Source organism: Psychromonas sp. L1A2, from assembly GCF_009828855.1.
In the GTDB taxonomy this organism is placed as follows: domain Bacteria; phylum Pseudomonadota; class Gammaproteobacteria; order Enterobacterales; family Psychromonadaceae; genus Psychromonas.
Genome location: NZ_WUAG01000001.1, coordinates 483,811 through 509,765, shown reverse-complemented (window position 1 = coordinate 509,765; position 25,955 = coordinate 483,811). Strand labels below are relative to the sequence as shown.

The following is a 25,955-nucleotide window of genomic DNA, read 5'->3' as shown; positions in this document are numbered from 1 at the left end:
AAGGAAGCTGAGCTAAGTGCTTATTTACAAAAAGATTTATCAATAAAACTTTTTATTCTCAATAGATAGTTACATTTCTATTTGCACAAAAGACTCATTGCTTTACTTAACTACCGCTACGGTAATTAGGTGCTTCTTTAGTAATAGCAACGTCATGTACATGGCTTTCACCCATGCCAGCGCTTGTAATTTTCACAAACATTGCTTTTGTATTCATTTCTTTAATCGTTGCACAACCCGTTAAGCCCATAGATGAACGTACGCCACCCATTTGCTGATGGATAATTTCTTTTACTTTGCCTTTATAAGCAACACGACCTTCAATACCTTCAGGTACTAATTTGTCAGCAGCATTATCAGACTGGAAGTAACGATCCGATGATCCTTGAGACATTGCGCCTAAAGACCCCATACCACGGTATGATTTGTACGAACGACCTTGGAATAAAATAATTTCACCAGGAGACTCTTCCGTACCAGCAAACATACTCCCCATCATGACACATGATGCGCCAGCTGCTAATGCTTTTGCGATATCACCTGAGAAACGAATACCGCCATCAGCAATAACAGGAATACCTGTACCTTCTAATGCATCAACCGCATCAGAAATAGCAGTAATCTGCGGAACACCAACACCTGTTACGATACGAGTAGTACAGATTGAACCAGGGCCGATGCCTACTTTAACTGCACTACAACCAGCTGCGACTAATGCTTTAGCACCATCGCCAGTTGCAATGTTACCACCAATAATTTCTAGGTTTGGGTATGCAGCACGTGTTGCTTTAATTCGGTCTAATACACCTTGAGAATGACCATGTGATGAATCAATTAATAACACATCAACACCCGCTTCTACTAATGCATCAACACGTTCTTCATTACCAGCACCTGCGCCAACAGCGGCACCTACACGTAAACGACCTAACTCGTCTTTACATGCATTAGGTTTTTGTTCTGCTTTACGGAAATCTTTAACAGTGATCATACCTTTCAATTTAAAGTTATCATCTGTTAATAATACTTTTTCGATACGATGTTTATGCATTAATGCTTCAACTTCGTCACGAGGTGTATTTGGTTTAGCAGTCACAAGTTCAGCTTTTGGTGTCATAACAGCAGAAGCTGGACGTGTCATATCAGTTTCAAATAAAACATCACGTCCAGTAATGATACCCACTAATTCGCCTGATGCTTCAACAACAGGATAACCGGCAAAGCCATGTTGCTCAGTGAGTTCTTTGATTTCACCTAAAGTAGTAGATGGTGATACAGTCACTGGCGTAGCAACAACACCGCTTTCATGAATTTTTACTAAACGAACTTGTTCTGCTTGTACTTCAATAGACATGTTTTTATGAATAAAACCAATACCGCCTTCTTGAGCCAAAGCAATAGCAAAACGCGCCTCTGTTACTGTATCCATAGCAGCGGAAACAACAGGGATATTTAACGATATGTTTTCTGTTAATTGGGTTCTTAGATCGGCAGTGTTTGGTAGTACAGTCGAATGGGCTGGTACTAATAATACATCGTCAAATGTTAACGCATCTTTTGCGATTCTTAGCATTGCAATATCTCACTTATAGTTGGGAGCATTTTTAGATATACCCAAAATAGCTTGGGTATGATATTGCGGTGGGATTTTAATCGTAATCAGCAATAAGTACAATACAATTTATGTTTTTATACTGAGTTTTTACTGTGTTAATATTTAGGCCCTGATTTATTTGGTAAAAAACTCTGTTATGGCGACTCAAAACAAAAATATATACAGTGTAAGTTCACTTAACCGTGCTGCAAAATCCTTACTTGAAACTGGATTAGGTGTTATTTGGTTATCCGGTGAAATTTCAAATCTGACCATCGCTGTTTCAGGACATTGGTACTTCACACTCAAGGATCATAATGCACAAATCAAATGTGCTATGTTTCGTGGTAATAATAGCCGAGCAGGATTTACGCCAAAACATGGTCAACAAGTATTAGTACGTGCCAAACTCAGCTTGTATGAAGCACGTGGTGATTATCAATTAATTGTTGAGACCATGGCACCAGAAGGTGATGGTTTATTAAAGCAACAATTTGAAGAGTTAAAGTGCCAATTAGCAGCGCAAGGTTTGTTTTCTGAATCTTTAAAAAAGCCATTACCTGAAATCATCAAACGCGTTGGTATTATCACCTCTTCAACAGGTGCCGCTTTGCATGACATACTGAGTGTATTACAGCGTCGAGATCCTCGTTTACAAGTTATTATCTACCCAAGCCAAGTTCAAGGACAAGGTAGTGCTTTATCGGTTGCATCTCAGATAGCATTAGCGAATGCTCGCCATGAATGTGATGTGTTAATTGTAGGACGTGGCGGTGGTTCTTTAGAAGATTTATGGTGTTTTAACGAACCTGAAGTGGCTTATGCGATTTACCATAGTCAATTACCAGTGATCAGTGCCGTAGGCCATGAGATAGATGTGACTATTAGTGACTTTGTTGCCGACGTGCGAGCAGCAACTCCTTCAGCAGCAGCTGAATTGGTTAGCCAACACAAAACCTTTGTTTCAACTCAGTTAACAACGTTAGTTAACCGTCTTAAACAATCTATGCTTAATACCATGCAACATAAAACCCACCAGCAAAGTGTATTAAAGCAAACCTTATTACAGCACGATCCAAAACATAAGTTACAACAACAAGCACAGCACCTAGATGAATTAAGTTTGCGCTTACAATACGCAATGCAGCAAAAAATGCAGGTTCAAAATAACTTAACCTCACAGCTGAAGAATCGATTGCAACAAGCAAGCCCTACACATCACATTAATATTGAATTACAAAAACAACAGCAATTAAGTCGTCAGCTTACTCAAGCAATGGCGGCGAAGTTAACTCATTCAGAACAAAATCTACATCATCAAATACAACAACTTAATGCCTTTAGTCCATTAGCAACGCTGGCTCGTGGTTACGCAATTGTTAAAGATGAAAGTGGTAAAGTCAGCACTGACCCGGCAATGCTTAAAGTCGGCGAAACGATTCAAGTAACATTAGATAAAGGTCTGTTTAATGCGCAGGTTATTTAATAATACCGATTACATTAAATATGTTATCTAAATTTTGCGCAGGAAAAACAGTTCAATTCAAGGCGTAAATTGACGTAAATGGCTGTTCCCTTTATGAAATTTACAACGAGGAAGTGGGCTGTTTTAACAAGTAAAATAGATAAGCTATTTATTGTGATTGGTATAATAACTAATAGTAAAAATGCTTAACCATTCTCTAATGCACGGGCTATAAATTCCCCCCCTAAATTAATAAGCATAAAAAAGTAATAAACATAAAAAAGGGCTTGATACGTTATGTATCAAGCCCTTTTTAGTGTTTTAGCTTGTTAACTAAAACAATTAGTAACTAGTTAGCTTAAGAACGAATTAAGTTATCGCCTATACCAATCCATTTATAAGTCGTTAGCTCAGGTAATCCCATTGGACCACGAGCATGTAACTTCTGAGTTGATACTGCAACTTCAGCACCTAAACCAAATTGACTGCCATCAGTAAAGCGCGTACTTGTATTTACATAAACTGCAGCAGAGTTAACGGCATTGATAAATTTGTTAGCCACTGTAAAGTCATTAGTCAAAATACCGTCAGAATGCTCTGAGCTATGTTCACGTATATGCGCTAATGCTTCACTTAAATCTGCAACAACTTTTACACCTAGGTTTAAAGATAACCATTCACGAGAAAAGTCACCTTCCTGTGCAAGTTTTGCATCATCACCTAATATTGCTTTTGCTTTTTCTTCCGCTACTAACGTCACACCTAATGGTAATAAATGTGCAGCAAGTTTAGGTAAAAATGTTTCAGCAATCTCAGCATCTACTAATAATGTATCTAAAGCATTACATACACTTGGGCGTTGCACTTTAGCATTTTCAATAATCGCTAATGCTTTTTCAACATTGACTGATTTTTCAGCAAATAGATGACAAATACCTATGCCACCAATAATTACAGGAATAGTACTATTTTCTTTACAGAATTTTTGTAGGCCAGAGTTACCACGAGGAATAATCATATCCACGTACTTATCTAGTTTTAATAACTCACCAACTAAGGCACGATCTGTATTTTCTATGTACTGTACTGATGTTGTTGGTAAACCTACTTTTGCTAATGCAGCTTGAATCAATTTAACTAGCACAAGGTTAGAATTAATGGTTTCTTTACCGCCACGTAAAATACTTGCATTACCTGTTTTTAAACTTAATGCCGCGATGTCAATTGTTACATTTGGGCGAGCTTCATAAATAACACCCAATACGCCTACCGGTACACGGCGTTTACAAAGTTTTAAGCCATTTTCTAGTACTTTGCCATCGAACTCTTCGCCAACAGGATCTGCAAGACCTATTACGCTGCGTAAATCAGCAATCACACCCGCTAAACGTTCTTCATTTAATAATAGGCGATCTAATAATGCATCGGTTAATCCAGCAGCTTTACCTGCTTCGATATCTTTATTATTTGCCGCAACAATTTCTGCAACATTAGCTTCTAGTTCAATTGCAATTGCCTCAAGTGCGGCATTTTTTGTAGTCGTATCAGTGATTGCCAACTCGTAACTTGCATCTTTCGCTTGTTGACCTATTTGTTGTAAATTCATTTCTACTCCTTTGAACAGATCCTACAGTAGATAGGATCTTAATTATAAAATAACTAGGTCATCTCGATGTATTACCACCGTGCCATGTTCATAACCTAATATTTCTTCAATTTTATCTGAGTGTTGACCTTTTATTTTTTCGATATCTGTACTTTTATAACGAACGATACCACGTGCGATCTCTTTACCTTTTTGATTATTAACTGAAACCACATAACCACGTAAAAAGTGAGATTCAATAGATAGAATACCTTTCGCGAGTAAACTACTACCGCCATTAAGAATGGCTTTCTCTGCACCTTGATCAACCACTAAAACACCTGCAGAACGAGATCCTGCAAATATCCAATTTTTTCTAGCTTCTAAACGATTATTTTCAGACACAAATCGTGTGCCAACCGACATGCCATTTGCAGCATCGATGATAACATCTTTACGCTGCCCTGAAGCGATCACCACTTCAATACCTGCTCGGTTAGCTACTGTAGCAGACTCTATTTTTGTCGCCATGCCACCTGTGCCTAAACCACCAACACTTCCACCAGCAAGGTTATGAATAGCATCGGTTATCTCTGTGACTTCTGTGATTAATTTAGCATCAGGGTTATTGCGTGGATCAGCTGTAAATAAACCTTGTTGGTCGGTCAATAATATAAGCTGGTCCGCATCGGCTAATAACGCAACCAATGCCGATAAATTATCATTATCACCCACTTTTATTTCACGGGTAGCAACGGCATCATTCTCATTTATTAATGGAATAATACGATGCTTTAACAATGTATTAAGTGTGTCACGCGCATTAAGAAAACGCCCTTTATCACCTAAATCAGCTCGTGTTAATAACATTTGACCAACATGCAAACCGTATATCTTAAACAGATTTTCCCATTCTCTTATTAATTGCCCTTGACCAACAGCAGCTAACATTTGTTTATTGGCAACGGTAGGTTCAATATCTGGCATATTCAGATGTTCTTTACCAGCAGCAATTGCACCAGAGGTAACAACAATAATGGGGTGACCTTGTTTATGCAACATTGCACACTGTCTAACGATTTCGAGCATTTGAGCTCGGTCGAGCTTAGTGGTACCACTAGTTAAAACACTAGTGCCTAATTTAACTACAATTGTTTTTTTATTCGCATTCATTCGTTTATGCTTCGTTTCAAAAAATAAAAAAGGCTCAATTTATCAAGAGATGTATTAATAATAACCGCTATTGAGCTCAAAAAAAAACAGCAACTAAGTGAGTTGCTGTTTCTAGTATACCATTATTGCAGTAATGAAAGAGTCAAAATAAATATTCACCTATAATCAGGTTGAACATTATAAAATAAATAGCTAACTAGTTTTTAGTTTGCAACCGACTTCCACATCAATTAAATCAGTTAACTTTACGATAAACGCATCAAAAGATTCATCGAGCTGTTTCATTTGCTTTTTATTTATTTTTTGAGCAACCCAATTCCCTTCAATATCATATAAGCCATTAAAACGTTGGTAAGTAAATTCATTGTCGTCACGCGTTACAATCATCCACCAACCTAAAAATATTCTATTTTCAGGCTCTTCCTCTGCATCAACACATATTTCTAAACAATCGAAGAAGAATTTATTCTCATCAGATTGTAATTTACGAAAGTAAGGGCCCATATCAGTAAATAACTTAAACAAACGACCACGCGATGGCCCTTTTATTAGGGTCTCAGGCATATCAGAAGATTCCTTTCATTGTTTTTTATGAGTAGTAAATAGTTTACCTATCATTTACTCTTGTAAATGTTTTGTCAACCATTTAGCAGAGTATTCTAAAGATTCCAAGTAAGAATCAAAAATAGGCGGTTTACTAATGATCTTAGATTCGCTTTCCCAACTCGCTCTTGCTATCAACTTCAAGTCCTGTTCATTACACATAAGATCTTCTGCGTGGCCAATACTCAATAATGGTGTTTGAATACGTTTTCGTCCAAGCAACCCTTGTTTAACTAATGAAAATGGAACACAAAGTTGATATAAATTATTCACGTCTGAATTATTTAATTGCATTCGACTCGCTAAACAATCTAAGGTCATCACCGGTAGTTTTTTGAAATTATTAATATCATCAAAAATACTCCCTACGGCAGCTCCGACACTAACCCCAGCTCGGACTAATTTAGGTTCAACATAAGCAAGACGAGTAAGGGCATTCCCACCCATACGCATTCCCATCAAAGCAACGCGAGACTGATCTACCCAAGGTACTTCACTCATATACTTTAAAACGGCTTGATGTAAACGAGAGGTATCTTGCTCTAATTTTAAGTGATTAGAAAACCCTACGCCAGGCATATCAACAGTTAGCATTGCAATGTTCGCTGGTTTTAGTTGTTTTTCAAACAAAGGTAAAACATCACATTGCAAAGCATCAAGACCTGAACTAACAATCACTACAGGGTGAATTACATGATCATTAGGTAGGTGTAAATAACAACGAATGCTTTTACCTTCAAAAGGGACATGAATTTCTTTTAATAAAGCATGGTCATCATGTTCAAATGCATTTCGATAATTACTATAAGCCAACGTTTGAGCTTGAATACTATTCTCATCACCTTTTAAATGTGGATAACTCGCTACACTGTAATATTGTGATGCCAAGTAATAATATTTTTTAGCTTTTTCTTTATTGCCATTGGTCGCAAATTTATTTGCTTGCTTCTGGTATCGCATGGCTTTGCTTGACCATTCATAGCTCCAATTACCTGAACGAAATCCAATCACTGTATCTAACAACTCGGGATCACTCCGCTGGTTAGTAGAAGCGCTTATTTTTGCTAAGACTTCATAGCAGTCAATGATATCTAAACCTTGCCAAGCCCACTGCAATAATTTAAGCAATCGATACCAACCAGCTTGCTCCCCACCGTCCATTGTTGAGTTATGTAATTTTTTGTTCTTTTTAGAACAACTATTGGCAATTAGGGTAGAGGTTTCTTGAATATTATATTTTTCAGAAAAGAGAACTTCAGATAGGTTTTTCGACATAAGTTCCTCGTTTAATAATAGGGTTTAACTTATCATTTCAATCTAATCGATATAAGTCAGTTCAGTAAGGTAGAGAATAACATGATCCAGATAAGCGACAATGCTAAAGAACAACAATTAATACCTGTATTTAGATTAGGCTTTAGACCTTTTTTTTTAGCAGGAACAATTTTCAGTGTTATTAGTGCATTGTTATGGGTTTTATTATTAACAGGCAAAATGGCTTTACCTTCGCAAATATCAATCAGTTTTTGGCACGCACATGAAATGTTATTTGGTTTTACAGGGGCGATCATACTCGGTTTCTTACTAACCGCAGTGCAGAACTGGACTGGTTCACCGGGCTTAAAAGGCAAAAAATTAGCAATACTATTTACAATATGGTTACTTTCACGCTTAGCTTTATTTTTTCTTCCCCCATCATTATTTTGGATCACCTTTATACTAGAAGTAAGTTGGATGCCTCTCGCAACGATTGCCTTAGCAACATCTGTTATTTCAGCCAAGCAATGGAAAAACTTATTTTTTGTGCCACTACTGATCATGATGAGTATATTAAATGCCGTTAGCTTATTAGCCGTGCACTCTTATCAATACATAACATCACAACAAGCAATATGGTGTATGTTCTTTTTAGTGTTATTTATTATTGCAGTGATGGGTGGGCGAGTGATTCCATTTTTTACTGCAAAAGGAACCAATACTGAAAAACCTGTGGTTATACTTGGCTTAGAGTATTTATGCCTTGCTCCTTTATTATTGCTAGCAATTATAATTTGGTTTCCATCATTAACCGCCTTCTCTGTTCCGTTAACCTTAATATGTGGGCTTGCTCACTTAATGAGATTATTACGCTGGAAACCATTAACCACTTTACCAGTCCCTCTATTATGGTCATTGCATCTCAGCTACTTCCTACTTGCCATTGGTTTGATTTTTTATCCTTTAGGCATATTAGTACCCGGATTAGATAGCACGAGCATGATTCACCTATCTGCTATTGGTGGTATTGGTGGGGTAATACTAGCAATGATAAGTCGCGTTTCTTTAGGCCATACAGGTAGACCTTTAAACCCATCGAAATGGATGAACATAGCTTTTATCGCAACAGCCCTCTCTGCATTAGCACGTGGCTTTTTACCGTACTTTTTACCTAATTTCCCCTTAATGGCTTATGCAGTTAGTGCACTTTTTTGGTGTAGTGCATTTATATTATTTATTATTTTTTATGCAAAAATGTTACTTTCAGCTCGTCTTGATAAACGTCCTGGTTAAGTTACTTTATAGTTAACATCATTTTACCCTTTGATTATAGTAACAAACTGCTTTTCAAAGGGTATTGATTTACTCACTGCTTTACTCAAAAATGACTTAGAAAATTTAACTAAAATATTGTTTTTATTTCATTTAACTCCTCTGACTCAAAAGACATAAAATAAACAACAAAATTTAAGTCAAATAGAAAATTAATCAACAAAAAAAACTCAAACCATTGATTAAATTACTTAATTTTTTCTAGATAACATTCTAAGAAATTATTTCAATCTGAGTAAAACGATCTTCTTTTTTAATAACTGGCACGAATCTAGCTTAGTAATAGAGCTATCTAAGCAGATGACAAATTACTGTCATTAACGTAATAAAAAAGGAAATCATATGGAAACCATCCATAATAATAAACACAGTAATTTAGGACACCGCACACCGGTTTTCACTGTTTTTTCCAATGAACCTTTATTAAGCGTTAAAGATAAATTGCTCACACTAGAAACATTACAGCAAAGTTTAGACTTAAAAGAGATGATGGACAATTTTGCCACCCTTGTGGCAACATTTAGCCGCCCTTTTAATATTCGTTTTCAATCTGCTTTTGGATTCTTTAGCTTACCTAAATTACAACACAATAATTTCACTAAAAACTTTAATTTAGGATCTTCAGGGCAGTCGCCAAGATTGGGCACAATGACATATCAAAGCGAAACGCCATTTACAGTCAATGAAGACAAATTATTAACTGAATTACATACGTTATTGATACCTAACTTAAAGCATGCATTACGATTTTCTGAATTAAATTCCATGGTATACAAGGATCATTTAACTAATATAGGTAACCGAGCATACTATGAAGAAACCATTTTTCATGCAATCGAACAAAGTAATCGAGCTAATTTAGGCTTGTCATTAATGGTACTAGACATCAATCACTTCAAAGTGATTAATGATACTTATGGCCACTTAAAAGGCGACCAAGTGCTAAATCAGTTTGCACAAGTTTTAACAAAAAGTATTCGTACATCAGATATCGTATTTCGATTAGGCGGTGATGAATTTGTGGTTATTTTACAACCATCAGCACCTTGCTCAATTGATAAGGTTCATCAGCGTATTAAAGAAGAAATAGGCAATAATATAAGTTTAAAAGAAATTAACTTTTCAGCAAGCATTGGTTATAGCCATTGGGAAATAGGAACCAGTGCAACGCAGTTATTTGAGTTAGCAGATCAAAACCTTTATGAAAATAAAGCCTTAGCGAGAATACAACGATAACTCCATTACAGGAACATTTGATACAATAGAGGCATTAGGTTGGCAGCGCCATAAACCAAGTGCTTCAATTAACTGATTATCCATCAAGATAAATACAACTTGGTCTCGTAACCATGGCGGTACTTGGTATTCATGTAGCAACTTTTTAATACTTCTTGCTTTATTACGCCCTTCAGGCAAACACGTTAACTTTGCGTCAAGGTGTTGACGTAAACAACACTGTATTTGATGTTGTTTAGCCAAAGCAGGGTCTACCTCAGAAAAATCAACTCCTAACCGATCTTTATCTAACCATAAAAAAGACTCACCTGACCAAGTTAAAGGCTCTTCAAGTGTTTTTATCGATTGTATAGGAACAATGTAAAGTGCCTCTTGATAACGACAAATAGTATTAGATGCTAACTGTAACTTAGGTTGTTTATCGGCGTCAGCAAGCGCAACTTCTTCCCACAATACTGTCAGTTGTTTACTACTTGGATATTGTAACCCGTTAGACTTAAGCCAAAAGCGAATAATGTTATTACGTCTTACGCTACTAAATGCAGCAAGCGAAGCAATATCCAATGTTTGACAAGATAGACGCTTAACCAAACATTGACCTAAATCTTGCTGTGCAACTTCGTTTAATAACGTTTGCTGCTCTTGGCATAATTGTGCGGTTCTAGAAGCGGATTGAGCCATTGCAGGCCAACGCTGTATTAATAGAGGTGATATTTGATGACGAATAAAATTACGGTCAAAATCTATATCTTGATTACTTTCATCTTCAATCCATTGCAATTGATAAGACTCTGCATAATCGATTAATTCTTGACGAGAAAAAGTTAATAATGGCCTCACTAAATACCCATTAAAAAAGGATTGAATACTTCTAATTCCTTGTAATCCAGTACTACCCGAACCTCTTTTTAATGCCAGCAACAATGTTTCAAGCTGGTCGTCTTGATGATGTCCTGTCAAAATAACATCGTTTTCTAGCATGTTATCTTTAAAACATTGATAACGAGCATCCCGAGCAAGTGCCTCTAAACTACTTCTTGATTTTTTTTCGATCTTAACTGTAGAACTTATAAACGGAACATTTAATTTTTGACAAAGTTCATCACAAAATATCCCCCCAATGGTCTGCATTATCACTCAGTCCATGATTAACATTATGTGCTAAAACGATATAAGCAGGGTGACATTTTTTAAAGTTTGCCAGTAAATGTAATAGCACAACTGAATCAACGCCACCACTTAATGCAACGACAAGTCTTGGTGTTGAATTTGATACACATTCAGATGAGGTAGCTGAAACATTTATAGATAAGTTATTTAATAACTCATTCAAATATTGATTAAATTTAGCCTCTATCTTATTGTGCATTTTTCATTTAACCTTGATCAAAATGTAAGACTACGTTTTCTTCACCTAATAGACGCCCAAGCTCAAATAATAGATCGTCACTAGGTGTAATAGACCACTCAATACCAAGTTCAATTTCTGTCTGTGCTTGATGGTTTTGATAATTAATAAACACAGGACACAAACCACCAGAAGCAGGCGTTAAAATACTTTTTAAACGAGATTCAAATTCTGGCATTGATTGACGTTGTAAGATATTTGATGAAATATTCAACCGTAATTTACTCGCAAACCTTTCTCTTGCTTGGTCGATACTCATTACTTCACGCGCATTCATTTTCAAACCGCCATTGAAATAATCTTCACTAACTTGCCCTTGCAATACCACGATATTATCAGTAAATAATAACGCTTCATGTTGGTCCAATAAATCAGCAAAAACGGTCACATCCATTCGAGCGCTTTTATCGTCGAGAGTCAAAATTCCCATACGTTTACCGGCTTTTGTTACCATTACTCGCATCGCTAAGACGAGTCCGCAAACTCGGCTATTTTGACCTCGTCCGTTTACCGCTAAATTAACTAGCTTAAGGCAGTTAATGGCGCGTAAATGAGGCTCATATTGGTTAATAGGATGTCCCGTTAAATATAATCCAAGCGTATCTTTTTCACCTTTTAACCATTGTTTTTCAGGCCATTTTTCTACTACCGAAAATTTATTCTCAATTTCATCATCATCGGTTGTTAATACACCGAATAAATCAGTTTGACCTGATGACTCAGCTTTTTTATATTGTGCAGCAGCGGTTAATGCATCACTTAAGTTAGCCATTAAGGCAGCACGATGTGGCCCCAAATTATCTAATGCCCCCGCTAGGATGAGTTTTTCAATAATACGTTTACCACAACGTTTCAAATCAACACGCGTACAAAAATCAAATAAGTCTTTAAATTTTCCGCCTTCAGTTCTGGCCTCAATAATGGCATCTATTGGGCCTTCGCCTACCCCTTTAATCGCGCCGATACCGTAAATAATACGTAGATCTTTATCGACGTTAAATTTAAATAAGCCTTCATTCACATCAGGTGGACATAGCGTTAACCCCATGTTCTGACATTCATCGACTAAGATAACTACTTTATCAGTGTTATCCATATCGGCAGACATAACCGCAGCCATGAAGTAAGACGGATAAAAGGTTTTCATCCATAGGGTTTGGTAAGATACCAGAGCATAAGCAGCAGAGTGAGATTTGTTAAACCCATAACCGGCAAACTTCTCTACTAAGTCAAATATTTTCATGGCAAGCTCGCCATCAATACCATTCTCGATCGCACCAGATTCAAAAGTAGCACGTTGCTTTGCCATCTCTTCTGGCTTTTTCTTCCCCATTGCACGACGTAACATATCGGCACCACCTAATGTGTAGCCAGATAATACCTGTGCAATCTGCATAACTTGTTCTTGGTATAAAATAATGCCGTAGGTGGGTGACAGAATTTCTTTTAATGATTCATGCTGCCACTTTTCATCTGGATAAGATACTACCTCACGGCCATGCTTACGTTCGATGAAGTTATCTACCATGCCTGATTGAAGTGGGCCCGGACGGAACAAGGCCACTAATGCGATCATATCTTCAAAACAGTCAGGCTGTAGGCGACGGATTAGATCCTTCATACCGCGGGACTCTAACTGGAAAACAGCCGTTGTTTCATAACGCTTTAGCAGTTCAAAACAAGCCGGTTCAGTGAGATCTATTTTTTCAATATAAATAGGTTCTTCACCACGTTCATGTTTATGTGCATTAGCCATATCTAATGCCCACTGAACGATGGTCAATGTTCTTAACCCTAAGAAGTCGAACTTAACTAAACCAGCGGTTTCGACATCATTTTTATCAAATTGTGTTACTGGATTATTACCTTCATCGTCACAATATAATGGAGCAAAGTCTGTAATGGTGGTTGGTGATATAACCACACCACCAGCATGCTTACCTGCATTACGGATAGTCCCTTCAAGTGTGCGGCACATATCAATTAAAGCGCGAACATCTTCACTTGAGTCGTAACGTTCTTGTAAACGAGGCTCTTCTTCAAACGCTTTGGTTAGTGTCATGCCTGGCGTTGGCGGCACTAATTTAGAAATGCTATCAACAAAGCCATAAGCGTGACCTAACACTCGCCCTACATCTCGAATAACCGCTTTTGCAGCCATCGTACCGAAGGTAATGATTTGCGATACCGCATCACGCCCATACAATTGTGCAACGTGATCGATTACTTCATCACGTCTATCCATGCAGAAATCGATATCAAAATCGGGCATAGAAACACGCTCAGGGTTTAAAAATCGTTCAAAAAGTAATTCGAATTCTAATGGGTCTAAATCGGTAATTTTTAAAGCATAAGCTACCAGTGAACCAGCACCTGAACCACGGCCGGGTCCAACAGGAATATTGTTATCTTTACTCCATTGAATAAATTCCATTACGATCAAGAAGTAACCAGGAAAGCCCATTTTGTTAATAACGCCTAATTCAATCTCTAAACGTTCATCGTAAGGTTTTCTTATGGCAGCAAACTCTGGACTGTCTTTATCAAACAGGAATTCTAGACGTGCTTCTAGCCCCTCACGTGATGCTTCACAGAAGAACTCATCCATTGGCATGCCATTGGTTGGAAAGTCAGGTAAAAAATACTCTCCTAAGCGTAAAGTAACGTTACAACGTTTGGCTATTTCAACACTATTTTGTAGGGCTTCAGGAATATCAGAAAAGAGTTCACACATCTCTTCTTCACTACGTAAATATTGCTCTGGGCTGTAATCTTTAGGACGTTTCTCATCACCTAATGCATAACCTTGGTTAATACAGACACGAATATCATGCGCATCAAACAATGATTGTTCAGCAAAGATAACTTCATTAGTGGCAACAACAGGCAATCCTTGTTGGGCCGCCAAATCAATGGCTAAATGCAAATAATCTTCTTCTTGAGCTCGATTAGTGCGAATCAGCTCTAAATAATAACGATTTGGAAAATGTGTTTTATAAAATGCAGTAATTTCAGCAACGGCAACTTGGTTCCCTTTTAATAGCATTTTACCTAGGTCACCGTCTTTGGCTCCCGATAATAAAATAACACCTTCTTGATGATCTATTAACCAAGATTGTTCTATTACCGCTCGCCCTTTAACATGCCCGCGTAAATAAGCTTTAGAGATAAGCTCAGTCACATTTTTATAACCTTCGGCATTCATAGCTAATGCTGTTAAACGAAATTGTTGGTCGCCTAACAACTCACTTTTAACCCAAAAATCAGCACCAATAATAGGTTTAACACCAGCACCATGCGCAGCACTATAAAATTTGACCAAACCACAAAAGTTAGTTTGATCGGTTATCGCAAGCGCAGGCATTTTTAGTGCTGCCGTTTTTGCAACGAGCGGTTTAACTTTAGTTAAACCATCAACCATTGAAAAGTCACTATGTACTCGTAGATGTACAAATTTAGGTGAGTTTTCCGATGTGGTCATTATAGATACTTCATTGCTCATTTCTGGCATAACACTCTACTTTGAAGTCAAAGCTAAAATAGCTTTAACTGGTTTAAAACTTTGTCGATATTCAGCGGTAACACCATGAGCTTCTATCGCCTCAAAATGTGCTTTTGTTGGATAACCTTTATGCTTCGCAAAACCATATTGTGGGTAAAGCTTATCTAACTCAACCATTTCACGGTCACGTGTCACTTTAGCAATAATAGAAGCAGCACTTATTTCAGCAACACGTAAATCACCTTTAACAATGGCTTCACTAGGCATTGCTAAAACAGGGCAACGGTTTCCATCAATAAATACAAAATCAGGCGTTACAGAAAGACCTTCTACTGCTCTTTGCATTGCCAACATAGTGGCATGCAGAATATTTAACTGATCTATTTCTGATGGAGAAGCTCGTCCGATACTAACAGATAATGCATTTTCATTAATCGCATCAAATAATAACGCTAACTTTTTTTCACTTAATTTCTTTGAATCCGTTAAGCCTGTAATCGGTTTATTAGGATCTAAAATAACCGCTGCCGTAACAACATCGCCTACTAATGGACCGCGTCCTACTTCATCGACTCCAGCAATATACTGCAAGTCAGGATAAATAACGTCAGGAAAATCTACTTTCATTTTTAATTGTCTCAATTGTTGGAGCAAATATTTGTTAAAAGATTAACGATTTAATAGCTTAATTACAGCATTAGCAGCTTGTGTATCTGCGTCACAGCGAATTAACTGATGTAATTCAGTAAAAGTTTCAATCATCTTCTGTGCATCATGATCAATTAAACGTTGTAGCTCTTCTACAATTTTATCAACAGTACAGTCATGTTGATTAAGTTCTTTTACCACTTCTCTATCAGCAATTAAATTAGGCAGTGACGTGTATTTAATATTAGCTAATGATTTAGCGATTAAATACGTAATAGGTTTTACTTTATAAGCCACAACCATTGGCGCTTTGGCTAACATAGCTTCTAATGCTGCGGTACCAGAAGCTAATAAAACCATATCCGCAGATTGTAAAATGGCACTGGATTGTCCATCAAATAAAGTAATTGGCAATGCAGGTGTAAATTCATCTATTTGTGCTTGAAATTGCTCTTTACGACGATCGTTGACCATTGGTACTGTAAATCGATAATCAGGGTATTTTTGATGAATAATCTCAGCAGCTTGTAAAAAGATAGGGCCAAGCATTTCAATTTCGGCTTTACGGCTACCAGGTAAAATAGCTAGAACTTTATCATTTAGTGGAATATTAAGTTGCTCGCGTGCACCTGATTTATCACGAATCAGAGGTAACTGATCCGCAAGTGTATGCCCAATGAACTGACATGGTACATCGAATTTATCGTAGAAAGCTTTTTCAAAGGGCAAAAATGCTAACACTAAATCAGTCGCTTTAGCTATTTTATGAATACGCCATTGCTTCCAAGCCCAAACAGAGGGACTAACGTAATGGATAGTTTTAATGCCCTGTTGTTTTAATTTAAGCTCAACTGTTAAATTAAAATCAGGTGCATCGATACCAATAAATATATCAGGTGGATTATTAATGAAATGTTGGGTAATTGATTTTCGAATGCGTAAAATACTACGTAATTTACCTAACACTTCAACAAACCCCATCACAGACAATGCTTCGAGAGGATGTAAAGCGGTACAACCTTGCGCAATCATACGAGGCCCAGCAATGCCTTCAAAAATAGCATCAGGATATTGCTTTTTGAGTGCTTTAATTAAACCTTCACCCAGAATATCACCGGATGTTTCACCTGCTATTAATCCAATACGTAATGGTTTAGTCATTATTTTCTTCTTTTGTGTAAGTAACGCAACAGCGTATTTATTTTCATATATTAAAATAAAAATCAGATAAAAAAAAAGGCTCAAAAGAGCCTAGTTTTTTAGACGCTATAAGCAAATGCTTTAACGAACAATACCGCGATTTTCATCTGAAATAAAATCCAACAATATTTTTAACTCAGGGCAATCAGCAACATTTTCTGCTATTTCAGCTTTTGCTTCCGCTAACGTATTACCATTACGACATAGTGATTTATATGCACGTTTGATTTCCATAATCGTCGCACTACTAAATCCATGACGCTTCAAGCCAACAGAGTTAATCCCTTGAGCTTGTACGTAATTACCTGATGCCATAAAGTAAGGAGGAATATCTTTATTCACAGCAGAACAACCACCGATCATTGCATACTCGCCTACTCGAGTGAATTGATGCAAGGCAGTTAACCCACCAATAATAACATTATTAGCCAGTTTACTATGCCCCGCTAACGTTGCATTATTTGACAAGATAATGTTATTACCAAGTATGCAATCATGAGCGACATGTACGTAAGCCATTAACAAACAATTATTACCAATTTTAGTCAGACTTTCATCTTGAGCAGTACCACGATGAATAGTACAACTTTCACGAAAAACATTATTATCGCCAATTTCTAAAAAAGTTGTTTCGCCGTTATATTTTAAATCTTGGCAATCTTCGCCCACTGAAGCAAATTGGTAAATTTTATTACCTTTACCCATTTTAGTGGTGCCTTTAACGACAACATGTGGACCAATCCAGCAATCATCACCAATTTCAACATTATCGCCGATGATGCTATAAGGACCGACCTCTACGTTCTTTCCAATAATCGCATTCTCATGAATTATTGCAGTTGGATGAATTTTTGCTGTTGAATCAATCATTAAATCTCTCTTCTTGCGCACATAATCATTGCTTGGCAGACTATGTCACCGTCAACTTTTGCAACACATTCAAATTTACCCATTCCACGTCGTTCTTTAAGGTAAATAACTTCTAAGTCAAGTCTATCACCAGGTACAACTGGTTTTCTAAAGCGTACTTTATCAATAGAGGCTAAAAAATATAGTTCATTTTCAGCAGGTTTTCCATATGTAGCAAAAGCTAAAACCCCTGTTGCTTGTGCTAAAGCTTCTAAGATCATGACACCAGGAAAAACTGGCGTGCCTGGAAAATGTCCTGTGAACTGAGGTTCATTAAAAGAGACATTTTTGTAACCAGATAATGTTTCACCAGGTACATAATCAACTACACGATCGATTAATAAAAATGGGTAACGATGCGGTAGAAGATCCATGATCTCCTTAATATCAAGACTATTTAATTCGTTAGACACGATTGATTTCCTTAGTTTTTATCTTCAATTTGTTTCTCAAGCGATTTAACTCGTTTGAATAACTCTTCGATTTTTAATGTATAAGCCGCCGTTTTACGCCACGCTTTATTTTCTTGAGTAGGAATACCTGAAGAGTAAATCCCTGCTTTCTTAATACTACGCATAACCATACTGTCACCAGTAATGATAACATTATCAACAATGGAGATATGACCATTCATTGCCACACTGCCACCAATAATACAATGTTTACCAATAGTAGTACTACCTGCGATATTACTGCCGCCAGCAATAGCTGTATGTTCGCCAATTTGTACGTTATGTGCAATTTGACATTGATTATCAATTCTCACACCACTACCAATGATTGTATCTGATAATGCACCTCTATCAATGGAGGTACATGAACCAATCTCAACATCATCACCGATAATCACTTTACCAATTTGTGGAATTTTAACCCAAGTTCCTTGATACGGTGCATTACCGAAACCATCAGAACCAATTACCGTATTCGCATGGATAATAACATCGTTGCCAATTTGACTATTATGATAAATAGAAACATTAGGATAAATTTTACAAGCTTTACCTAACTCAGTCCCTTGTGCAATCACAGTATTAGCAAAGATTTGGCTGTTATCACCAACTTTAACATTCTCTCCAATCACTACATTTTCGGCAATCGCGACATTTTCACCGATAATAGCTGATTCATGTATTTGAGCTGAATCTGCAATCATAACCGAAAGGTTTGGCGTGGTATCAAATAAACGAGCTAATAACGCATACCCAACATAAGGGTTATCCATGAATAAAGCATTACCTTGATACGTCTCTTTTAATGCAGTAGGTAATACAATTGCGCTTGCTTGACACTCACTTAGGCGCGTCAGTAGTTTTTTATCCGAGACAAAAGTAATGTCTCCTTGCTTAGCACCATCAAAGGTAGCTAAACGCAGTATTTCTAATTCTCCGTCACCACCCAATTGAGCAGATAACTGAGTTGCTAAACTTGCTAATGAATAAGCCATAATTAAACCTATTTAGTACTGATTTCTTGAATAACTTTGTCTGAAATATCTAAACCTGGTTTTGAAAATACAATTTGCTCACCATTTAAAATAAGATCATATTGACCTTCTTTAGCAATAGTGTTGATAACATCACGAACGACTGCTAATGATTTTTGCTGCTCTTCACTTTGACGACGACGCTGGTCTTCTTCAAATGCTTTACGGCTTAATTTGTATTCAGATACTTTAACTTCAATTTGGCGTTGTAACCCAGTGACTTCATTCTTACCTAATAACTCACCATCTTTTTTGATTTTAGTTTGCAGATTTTTTATTTCTTTTTCTAAAGACTGAAGTTTTTCATAACGACCTTTAAATTCAGACTCTAATTTTTTAATGATACGTTCACGTTGTGGAGACTCTTGCATCACTTTTGATGGAAATACCACACCAATTTTTTGTACATCAGCAGCATTAGCCGCAGACATTGTACCCATTGCAGTTGCTAATGTAATAACTTTAAAAAAGGTCTTCATGTTGTAACTCCGTATTAATAAAATTGTTATTTAAATAAAAAAGAAGTGTGAAATAAAGCACACTATTTGAGCTTAAAGCTAGCCTATAATTTAACTAGAACGTATCACCGATATTGAATGAGAATATTTCAGTTGTATCACCTGCATAGTCTTTTAATGGAACCGCTAAAGTAAATACAAGCGGCCCTAGAGGAGAAACCCAAGTTAACTGGGTACCCAATGATGCTCGAATACGCCCAGGCTTAGAAAAATCACCTGCAAAATCACAATTGAATGAACAAATGTCTTTAAAAGCATCATAATCAAACTCTGTATCCCATACTTCACCAGCATCAACAAACAAACTACTTCTCACTTGGCGGGAATAAGCTTCATCTAAGAACGGCACTGGGAAGATAAGTTCCGCACTTAATGTATATTTTGCATTTCCGCCTATCGAGCTATCGCTATAACTTGCAGTAGCAATACCACTATCTCTGCCAGTATTAATCGCACGAGGTCCAATACTATTGCTTGCGAAACCACGTACTGTTCGATAACCACCGACATAATAGTTTTCAAAAAAGGGTAAAATTTGGTCACTACCTTCAAATTTACCATAACCATTCCCGTAGCCTAAACTACCTCTTAATAGGGTTGTCCAATCACCATCATCACTTAAACGTTGGTAATTACGAATATCGAAATTAAGTTTAAAGTATTGAAGATCAGAACCAGGTACAGTTACTTTAGCGCGTAATGTATGAGACATACCTTGCGTAGCAAGCTGACCTCTATCGAGATTATTACGGGACCAAGTTCCGGTTAAATCAAAGTTTTTAAAGTTTGCACTGCCGTCAGAGTCTTGTAATGAACCATAGATTTCCCAAAATTTATCTAATTGTGCAAAGCCATTTACTCGTGAAATCCCGTTATTTTCCCACCCGACACTAAGACCCAAGCGATTAATTTCATTGATAGGAAAGCCAGAGCTGAGACGCAGGCCATAAGTTGTATTAGTAAAGTCTACGATATTAGCGTCGGCAGCTTCAAACTTATCGTAATAAAGACGAATACCACCACTTACACCATCTTTAGTTAAGTAAGGTGTATCATAACTAAGATCGGTACTGACACTAAAGTCATTAAGTTTAGTTTGTAATGAAACCTTATCACCACTACCTAAAAAGTTACTTTGTTGAATTCCACCACTTAAACTAATGCCAGAATCAGTACCAAAACCAACACCAGCATTAAAACTACCAGAAGATTGTTCTTCAACATTTACATTAACATCCACAAGATCATCACTAACACGATCAGTTTTGATATCTACAGTTGAAAAGAAACCTAAACGATTTAAACGTGCACGAGATGTCTCAAGTGCTTCGCTAGATAACCATCCTCCTTCCATTTGACGCATTTCACGGCGTAAAACAACATCTTTTGTCGTTGTATTACCGGAAATATTAATATAACGCACGTAACCTCTTTGACCTGGGTCAACAGAAAAGTTAACCACTACCGTATTAGTTTCATCATCAATCTCAGGATAAGCATTAATTTCTGGGAAGGCGTAGCCTAAACGGCCAAAATATTTACGAATACTTTGCTCTGAAGCAGACACATCTGATGCTGCATAAATATCTCCTTTTGAGAATGCAACCAAACTCTTAATATCTTCATCATGACCAAGTAGATCACCAATAAAAGTAACATCGTTAACTTTATAAATATCACCTTCGTTAACGTTTACTGTTACATAAACACCTTTTTTATTTGGTCTTAAGGACACTTGTGTTTCATCAATTTTAAAGCGAATATAACCGCGATCTAAGTAATAACTATTAATGACTTCTAAATCACCAGCTAACTTTTGCTTTTGGTAATTATCATCTGCAAATAGATCCCACCAGCCTCCAGAATCACTTAAAGTTAATCGTTTTAATAACTGAGTATCTGAATAAACGTTATTACCAACAATATTAATTTGTTCTATTTTTGCTGTTAAACCTTCACGAAATACAAATTGCACTGAAACACGGTTTCTTGGTAAAGAGGTAATAATTGTTTCAACCTGTGCACTGTATTTACCAACACTGTGGTAGAAATCTTCTAAGCTTTTTTCAATACTGGTTAATGTTGTTCTATCGAGCGTGTCACCCACCTTAATAGAAGAAGACTTAAGTGAATCTAATATTTGTTCTTCAGATAATTTATTATTACCTGTTAATTCTATTGCGCTGATCGTTGGACGTTCTTTTACTTTAAAAATAAGAACAGAATCATCTCTAAATAATTGAATAGATTCAAAGTAACTAGTGCTATATAACTTTTTAATGGCTTGTGACAAATCATAGTCATCAACTACATCACCTTCACGTATTGGTAAGCTTAATAATGCAGCACCAATCGTCACACGTTGAAGTCCTTTGAATTGTAAATCAGAGACAGTAAATTCTTCCGCCGAAGCAAGACCCGTAAAGCACCCTGTAACAGTTAGCGTTATAGCCAATAAATATTTCTTAAACATTATCTACAAAATCCTTTAGTGCACTTCGTGCAAAAATAGTTTAAATGCACTCGTAATCGAGCTAATAACAACACAATTAAATGATAACAGCTATCATTAAAATTCTATTCGTATTTTATAATAAATTAAAGTCGTTCAATATCGCGATTGACATAAATGTCATTAATACAGCGGCACCTATTTTAAAACCAACTTCTTGTATTTTTTCAGACACAGGTTTACCCGTTATCGCTTCGATAAAGTAGTACATTAAATGTCCACCATCTAACACGGGTAATGGAATCAAATTCATTATGCCTAAATTAACGCTGATTAGGGCAATAAACCCAAGGAAGTAAGCTACCCCATAATCAGCACTCATTCCAGCACCTTTTGCAATACCAACCGGACCACTTAAATTTTTAACAGACAAATCACCTGTTACCAACTTAACGAGGGTAGAAAAAGTTAGTTCCGTTAACTGCCATGTTTTATCGAGGCCTTTAGTAAACGCTTCTACTAAACCGTATTTTAAGCTTACTCTAAACTCATCAGGATATACGTCGACCTTAGGAGCAAGACCAATATAACCTTGAATTTGACCATCAGATACTTCACGAGAGTCTGGTACGAGCGTTAATACTTTATGACTACTATTTCTTTCAATCGTCAGTTGCAGTGGATTGTTTGCATTTTTCTGAATGATTTTAACAAATTGTTGCCAGTCATTTAGTTTAATACCGTCAATTGAAATAAGTTTATCACCGACCGTTAAACCACTACGTTGTGATGCACTATCATCAGCAACAGAATCAGCGACTAGATACACTTTAGGAGAATAAGGTACAAAACCTAAGCTCCTAATAACCGATTCTTTTTTAGGATCAAACTTCCAATTGTCTAATGAGACTGTATAAGTTTGGCTTGGTTCATTAACTATTTGTGAGTTTGTACTCATAAATGGTGTAATACTTAAATCAAAATTAGACTCACCTATTTGAGCCACAAGCATTAGATTTAAAGCTTCCCAGTCGTTAACGTCTTGACCATTTACAGCTGTAATTTGGAATTTCTTTTGTTCTGAGATAACACTTGCAGGAGAGTTTTCAGCGACATCACTGATAATTGGTTTAGCACTGTTTACACCTATCGTATACATCAAGAAGAATGCAACAATCGCCAATAAGAAGTTTGCAATCGGTCCTGCAGCAACAATAGCAATACGTTGCCACACTGTTTTTTTATCAAAGGCAAATTCAGATAATTCTTCAGGTACTTCTTCAACACGACCATCAAGCATTTTAACGTAACCGCCTAACGGAATAGCAGCAATAACAAACTCAGTCCCCTGTTTATCTAACTTTTTAAAAAGTACTTTGCCGAAACCAATGGAAAAACGATGTACTTTAACGTTACAACGACGGGCTACCCAGAAATGACCATATTCATGAATGGCAACTAAAATACTTAAGGCAATAATAAATGAAGCAGTATTCCAAATAAAATCTAACAAACGATACCTCTATTAATCAATTCAACCGCTGAGTCTCTTGCCATTTTATCTATAACTAATAACTCGTCAATCGACGATACGGCTTGATGCGTTAATTGATTCAACACATGTTCAACAATCGTAGATATATTAGTAAATTTAATACGTTCATCTAAGAAAGCTTGTACTGCAATCTCATTAGCAGCATTAAGTGTGGTTGTTGCATGTTGACCTTCATAACAAGCTTGTATTGCTAACTTTAAACAAGGATAGCGATTATAATCTGGCTCCACAAAAGTAAAGTTTGCACTGTTGAAGAAATCAAAGCCTTCTGCACCACTTATAATTCGCTTTTCGCCCCCCATCACATGCGCAATAGGAATACGCATATCAGCATTACCCATTTGAGAAATAACACTACCGTCTTTGTATTGAACCATTGAATGGATAACTGATTGAGGGTGTATGATAACTTTGAGCTGTTCTTTATTGGTGTTAAATAACCATCTTGCTTCAATGTACTCAAGGCCTTTATTCATCATGGTAGCCGAGTCAATTGAGATCTTAGGTCCCATCGACCAGTTAGGATGTTTAATGGCAGCATCGGGGGTAATACTAGTAAATTCATTTAATGCTTTATTTAAGAAAGGCCCGCCAGATCCGGTTAGTAAGATTTTTGATACGCCACCAGCGTTTAAATCACAATGTCCGATATTTTCTTGCAACATTGGCGACATTGATTGATATATGGCATTGTGCTCGCTATCTACTGGCCACAATTTTGCTCCAGATTGCTTAACGGCATCAATGAATAATGCACCAGACATCACTAATGACTCTTTATTTGCTAAGAAAATTTCTTTTCCTGCATAAACCGCTGCAAGTGTCGTTTTTAAACCAGCAGCACCGACTATCGCAGCCATCACAGAATCTATTTCAGGACTTCCCAACAAAGACAGTACTTCAGTTTCAGGTAACACTTGGCAATTGAGTTTGCGATCTTGCAATTGTTGTTTTAACTGCAAAGAAGCTAGATCATTAGATAAGGCAACATAAGCTGGTTCAAATTCAATACACAGCGCTAACATCTTATCGACATTAGTTGCTGCATATAAAAATTCAACATTGTATAAGCCAGGGTTATGACGACATACACTTAACGTACTATCTCCAATAGACCCTGTCGCACCTAATACCGCTAAATTCTTCATGGTTAAATTAACCAATAGATATATATAAAGGCAAATACGGGAACAGCGGCGGTTAAACTATCAATACGGTCTAATATCCCACCATGTCCCGGTAATAAGTTACTACTGTCTTTTAAGCCAGCTTCACGCTTAAACACACTTTCAGTTAAATCACCTAAAGCCGAGACTAAAGTCGTTATTAGTGAAGCAGCAAAAAACAAGGTCATTTTGTCAGCCGATATAGCAAAGAAAGAACTGGCAAAGTAAGCAACAATCATTGCACTTAATAAACCACCAACAAGTCCTTCAATAGTCTTACCTGGGCTTACGTTAGGGGCTAATTTATGTTTACCAAACTGTTTACCAGCAAAGTAAGCGCCAGAATCAGCAGCCCACACCAATAAACAAACATACATCACCAACTGTGCTCCAAAGTAAAAGTCATGGTGCATATTCATTGAACGTAATACAACCAGCCCCCAAAAAAATGGAATTAACGTTAATAAACCAAAAATACTTTTGAGCACTTTATTTGATCGCCAAAGCGTGGCAGAAGTTGGATAACGAACTACCATCACTAAAGCAATACACCACCAGACGGCAGCAACCGAGAGGCCCGAAATAATGTATTGATTAGGTAATTCAGACACCCAAATAGCACCGGCAGGCATTAGCATTAGTGTAATACCTAGGATTAAACCAAAAATATAGAGAGTCGCTGAAGAAGGTTCTTTACTAACAAAGCCAGCCCATTCTTTACTTGCTAGTAAAAACACACCTGCAGCAAATAACATAAAGAATTTAAGTGGTAAAAAGAAAATAGCCGCAATGGCTAATGGCGCTAATACAAGCGCAGTTATAATTCGTTGCTTCACAGAAAATTCCCGTTTTTTATCTGTAGGCTA

The 25,955-nt window shown here is 36.9% G+C and carries 21 protein-coding genes; 3 read left to right on the top strand and 18 right to left on the bottom strand.

The genetic code is table 11. From position 1 onward, the window contains the following. Positions 1 to 106 precede the first annotated feature (106 nt). Entirely contained in the window at positions 107 to 1,573 is a 1,467-nt protein-coding gene (guaB, locus tag GQR59_RS02195; protein ID WP_160060513.1) for an IMP dehydrogenase, read from the bottom strand. Between the two features lie 178 nt (positions 1,574 to 1,751). Between guaB and xseA the strand changes: the two genes are divergently transcribed. Then, positions 1,752 to 3,080, top strand: a complete 1,329-nt coding sequence (gene xseA / locus GQR59_RS02190; protein WP_160060512.1) for an exodeoxyribonuclease VII large subunit — start codon at positions 1,752 to 1,754, stop codon at positions 3,078 to 3,080. A 337-nt stretch (positions 3,081 to 3,417) separates the two neighbouring features. Here xseA and GQR59_RS02185 read toward each other — a convergent pair whose 3' ends face one another. From GQR59_RS02185 to frsA, 4 genes are all read right to left on the bottom strand, one after another. Next, positions 3,418 to 4,665: a glutamate-5-semialdehyde dehydrogenase gene (locus GQR59_RS02185; protein ID WP_160060511.1), complete on the bottom strand. Its 1,248-nt coding sequence runs from the start codon at positions 4,663 to 4,665 to the stop codon at positions 3,418 to 3,420. Positions 4,666 to 4,707: 42 nt separating this feature from the next. Continuing rightward, positions 4,708 to 5,817: a glutamate 5-kinase gene (gene proB, locus GQR59_RS02180; protein ID WP_160060510.1), complete on the bottom strand. Its 1,110-nt coding sequence runs from the start codon at positions 5,815 to 5,817 to the stop codon at positions 4,708 to 4,710. Positions 5,818 to 6,009: 192 nt separating this feature from the next. Further along, positions 6,010 to 6,381 carry a sigma factor-binding protein Crl gene (gene crl, locus GQR59_RS02175; protein WP_160060509.1) on the bottom strand — a complete coding sequence of 124 codons (372 nt, stop codon included), beginning with the start codon at positions 6,379 to 6,381 and terminating at the stop codon, positions 6,010 to 6,012. 54 nt (positions 6,382 to 6,435) lie between these two features. Then, positions 6,436 to 7,695 (bottom strand): esterase FrsA, encoded by a 1,260-nt coding sequence (gene frsA / locus GQR59_RS02170; RefSeq protein ID WP_160060508.1) that lies wholly within the window; start codon positions 7,693 to 7,695, stop codon positions 6,436 to 6,438. 81 nt (positions 7,696 to 7,776) lie between these two features. On the opposite strand from frsA, the gene GQR59_RS02165 reads away from it, so the two are divergent. Both GQR59_RS02165 and GQR59_RS02160 read left to right on the top strand, forming a co-directional pair. After that, complete coding sequence (locus tag GQR59_RS02165; RefSeq protein ID WP_160060507.1) at positions 7,777 to 8,970, top strand: NnrS family protein; 1,194 nt, start codon at positions 7,777 to 7,779, stop codon at positions 8,968 to 8,970. Between the two features lie 381 nt (positions 8,971 to 9,351). Then, positions 9,352 to 10,245 (top strand): GGDEF domain-containing protein, encoded by an 894-nt coding sequence (locus GQR59_RS02160; RefSeq protein ID WP_160060506.1) that lies wholly within the window; start codon positions 9,352 to 9,354, stop codon positions 10,243 to 10,245. On the opposite strand, the gene tilS is transcribed toward GQR59_RS02160, so the two are convergent. The 13 genes from tilS to GQR59_RS02095 all read right to left on the bottom strand — a co-directional run bounded on the left by tilS (position 10,225) and on the right by GQR59_RS02095 (position 25,925). Beyond that, on the bottom strand, positions 10,225 to 11,376 hold the full coding sequence (tilS, locus tag GQR59_RS18805; RefSeq protein ID WP_160060505.1) for a tRNA lysidine(34) synthetase TilS: 1,152 nt from the start codon (positions 11,374 to 11,376) through the stop codon (positions 10,225 to 10,227). The two genes, GQR59_RS02160 and tilS, sit on opposite strands and share 21 nt — an antisense overlap. Beyond that, entirely contained in the window at positions 11,348 to 11,614 is a 267-nt protein-coding gene (locus tag GQR59_RS18800) for an ATP-binding protein (protein ID WP_160060504.1), read from the bottom strand. The genes tilS and GQR59_RS18800 overlap by 29 nt, the downstream gene beginning before the upstream one ends. A gap of 7 nt (positions 11,615 to 11,621) precedes the next feature. After that, positions 11,622 to 15,134 (bottom strand): DNA polymerase III subunit alpha, encoded by a 3,513-nt coding sequence (gene dnaE / locus GQR59_RS02145; protein ID WP_160062332.1) that lies wholly within the window; start codon positions 15,132 to 15,134, stop codon positions 11,622 to 11,624. A gap of 36 nt (positions 15,135 to 15,170) precedes the next feature. Beyond that, positions 15,171 to 15,782: a ribonuclease HII gene (gene rnhB, locus GQR59_RS02140; protein WP_160060503.1), complete on the bottom strand. Its 612-nt coding sequence runs from the start codon at positions 15,780 to 15,782 to the stop codon at positions 15,171 to 15,173. 42 nt (positions 15,783 to 15,824) lie between these two features. After that, positions 15,825 to 16,964, bottom strand: a complete 1,140-nt coding sequence (gene lpxB / locus GQR59_RS02135; protein WP_160060502.1) for a lipid-A-disaccharide synthase — start codon at positions 16,962 to 16,964, stop codon at positions 15,825 to 15,827. Positions 16,965 to 17,084: 120 nt separating this feature from the next. Next, complete coding sequence (gene lpxA / locus GQR59_RS02130; protein WP_137297505.1) at positions 17,085 to 17,873, bottom strand: acyl-ACP--UDP-N-acetylglucosamine O-acyltransferase; 789 nt, start codon at positions 17,871 to 17,873, stop codon at positions 17,085 to 17,087. Beyond that, a complete protein-coding gene (gene fabZ, locus GQR59_RS02125) occupies positions 17,873 to 18,325 on the bottom strand; it encodes a 3-hydroxyacyl-ACP dehydratase FabZ (protein WP_160060501.1) in 453 nt (150 codons plus the stop codon). The genes lpxA and fabZ overlap by 1 nt, the downstream gene beginning before the upstream one ends. Positions 18,326 to 18,336: 11 nt before the next feature. Then, positions 18,337 to 19,359, bottom strand: coding sequence for a UDP-3-O-(3-hydroxymyristoyl)glucosamine N-acyltransferase (lpxD, locus tag GQR59_RS02120; protein WP_201288001.1), 1,023 nt, complete (start codon positions 19,357 to 19,359; stop codon positions 18,337 to 18,339). 8 nt (positions 19,360 to 19,367) lie between these two features. Next, entirely contained in the window at positions 19,368 to 19,877 is a 510-nt protein-coding gene (locus GQR59_RS02115; protein WP_160060500.1) for an OmpH family outer membrane protein, read from the bottom strand. A gap of 94 nt (positions 19,878 to 19,971) precedes the next feature. Further along, positions 19,972 to 22,389, bottom strand: a complete 2,418-nt coding sequence (bamA, locus tag GQR59_RS02110; protein ID WP_160060499.1) for an outer membrane protein assembly factor BamA — start codon at positions 22,387 to 22,389, stop codon at positions 19,972 to 19,974. A gap of 115 nt (positions 22,390 to 22,504) precedes the next feature. Beyond that, positions 22,505 to 23,881, bottom strand: coding sequence for a sigma E protease regulator RseP (gene rseP, locus GQR59_RS02105; protein ID WP_160060498.1), 1,377 nt, complete (start codon positions 23,879 to 23,881; stop codon positions 22,505 to 22,507). Next, positions 23,875 to 25,071: a 1-deoxy-D-xylulose-5-phosphate reductoisomerase gene (gene ispC, locus GQR59_RS02100; protein WP_160060497.1), complete on the bottom strand. Its 1,197-nt coding sequence runs from the start codon at positions 25,069 to 25,071 to the stop codon at positions 23,875 to 23,877. Before ispC ends, rseP begins: the two co-directional genes overlap by 7 nt. Before the next feature lie 2 nt (positions 25,072 to 25,073). Beyond that, the gene (locus GQR59_RS02095) at positions 25,074 to 25,925 is read right to left on the bottom strand and encodes a phosphatidate cytidylyltransferase (protein WP_160060496.1); all 852 of its coding nucleotides are present in this window, start codon (positions 25,923 to 25,925) and stop codon (positions 25,074 to 25,076) included. Positions 25,926 to 25,955 lie beyond the last annotated feature (30 nt).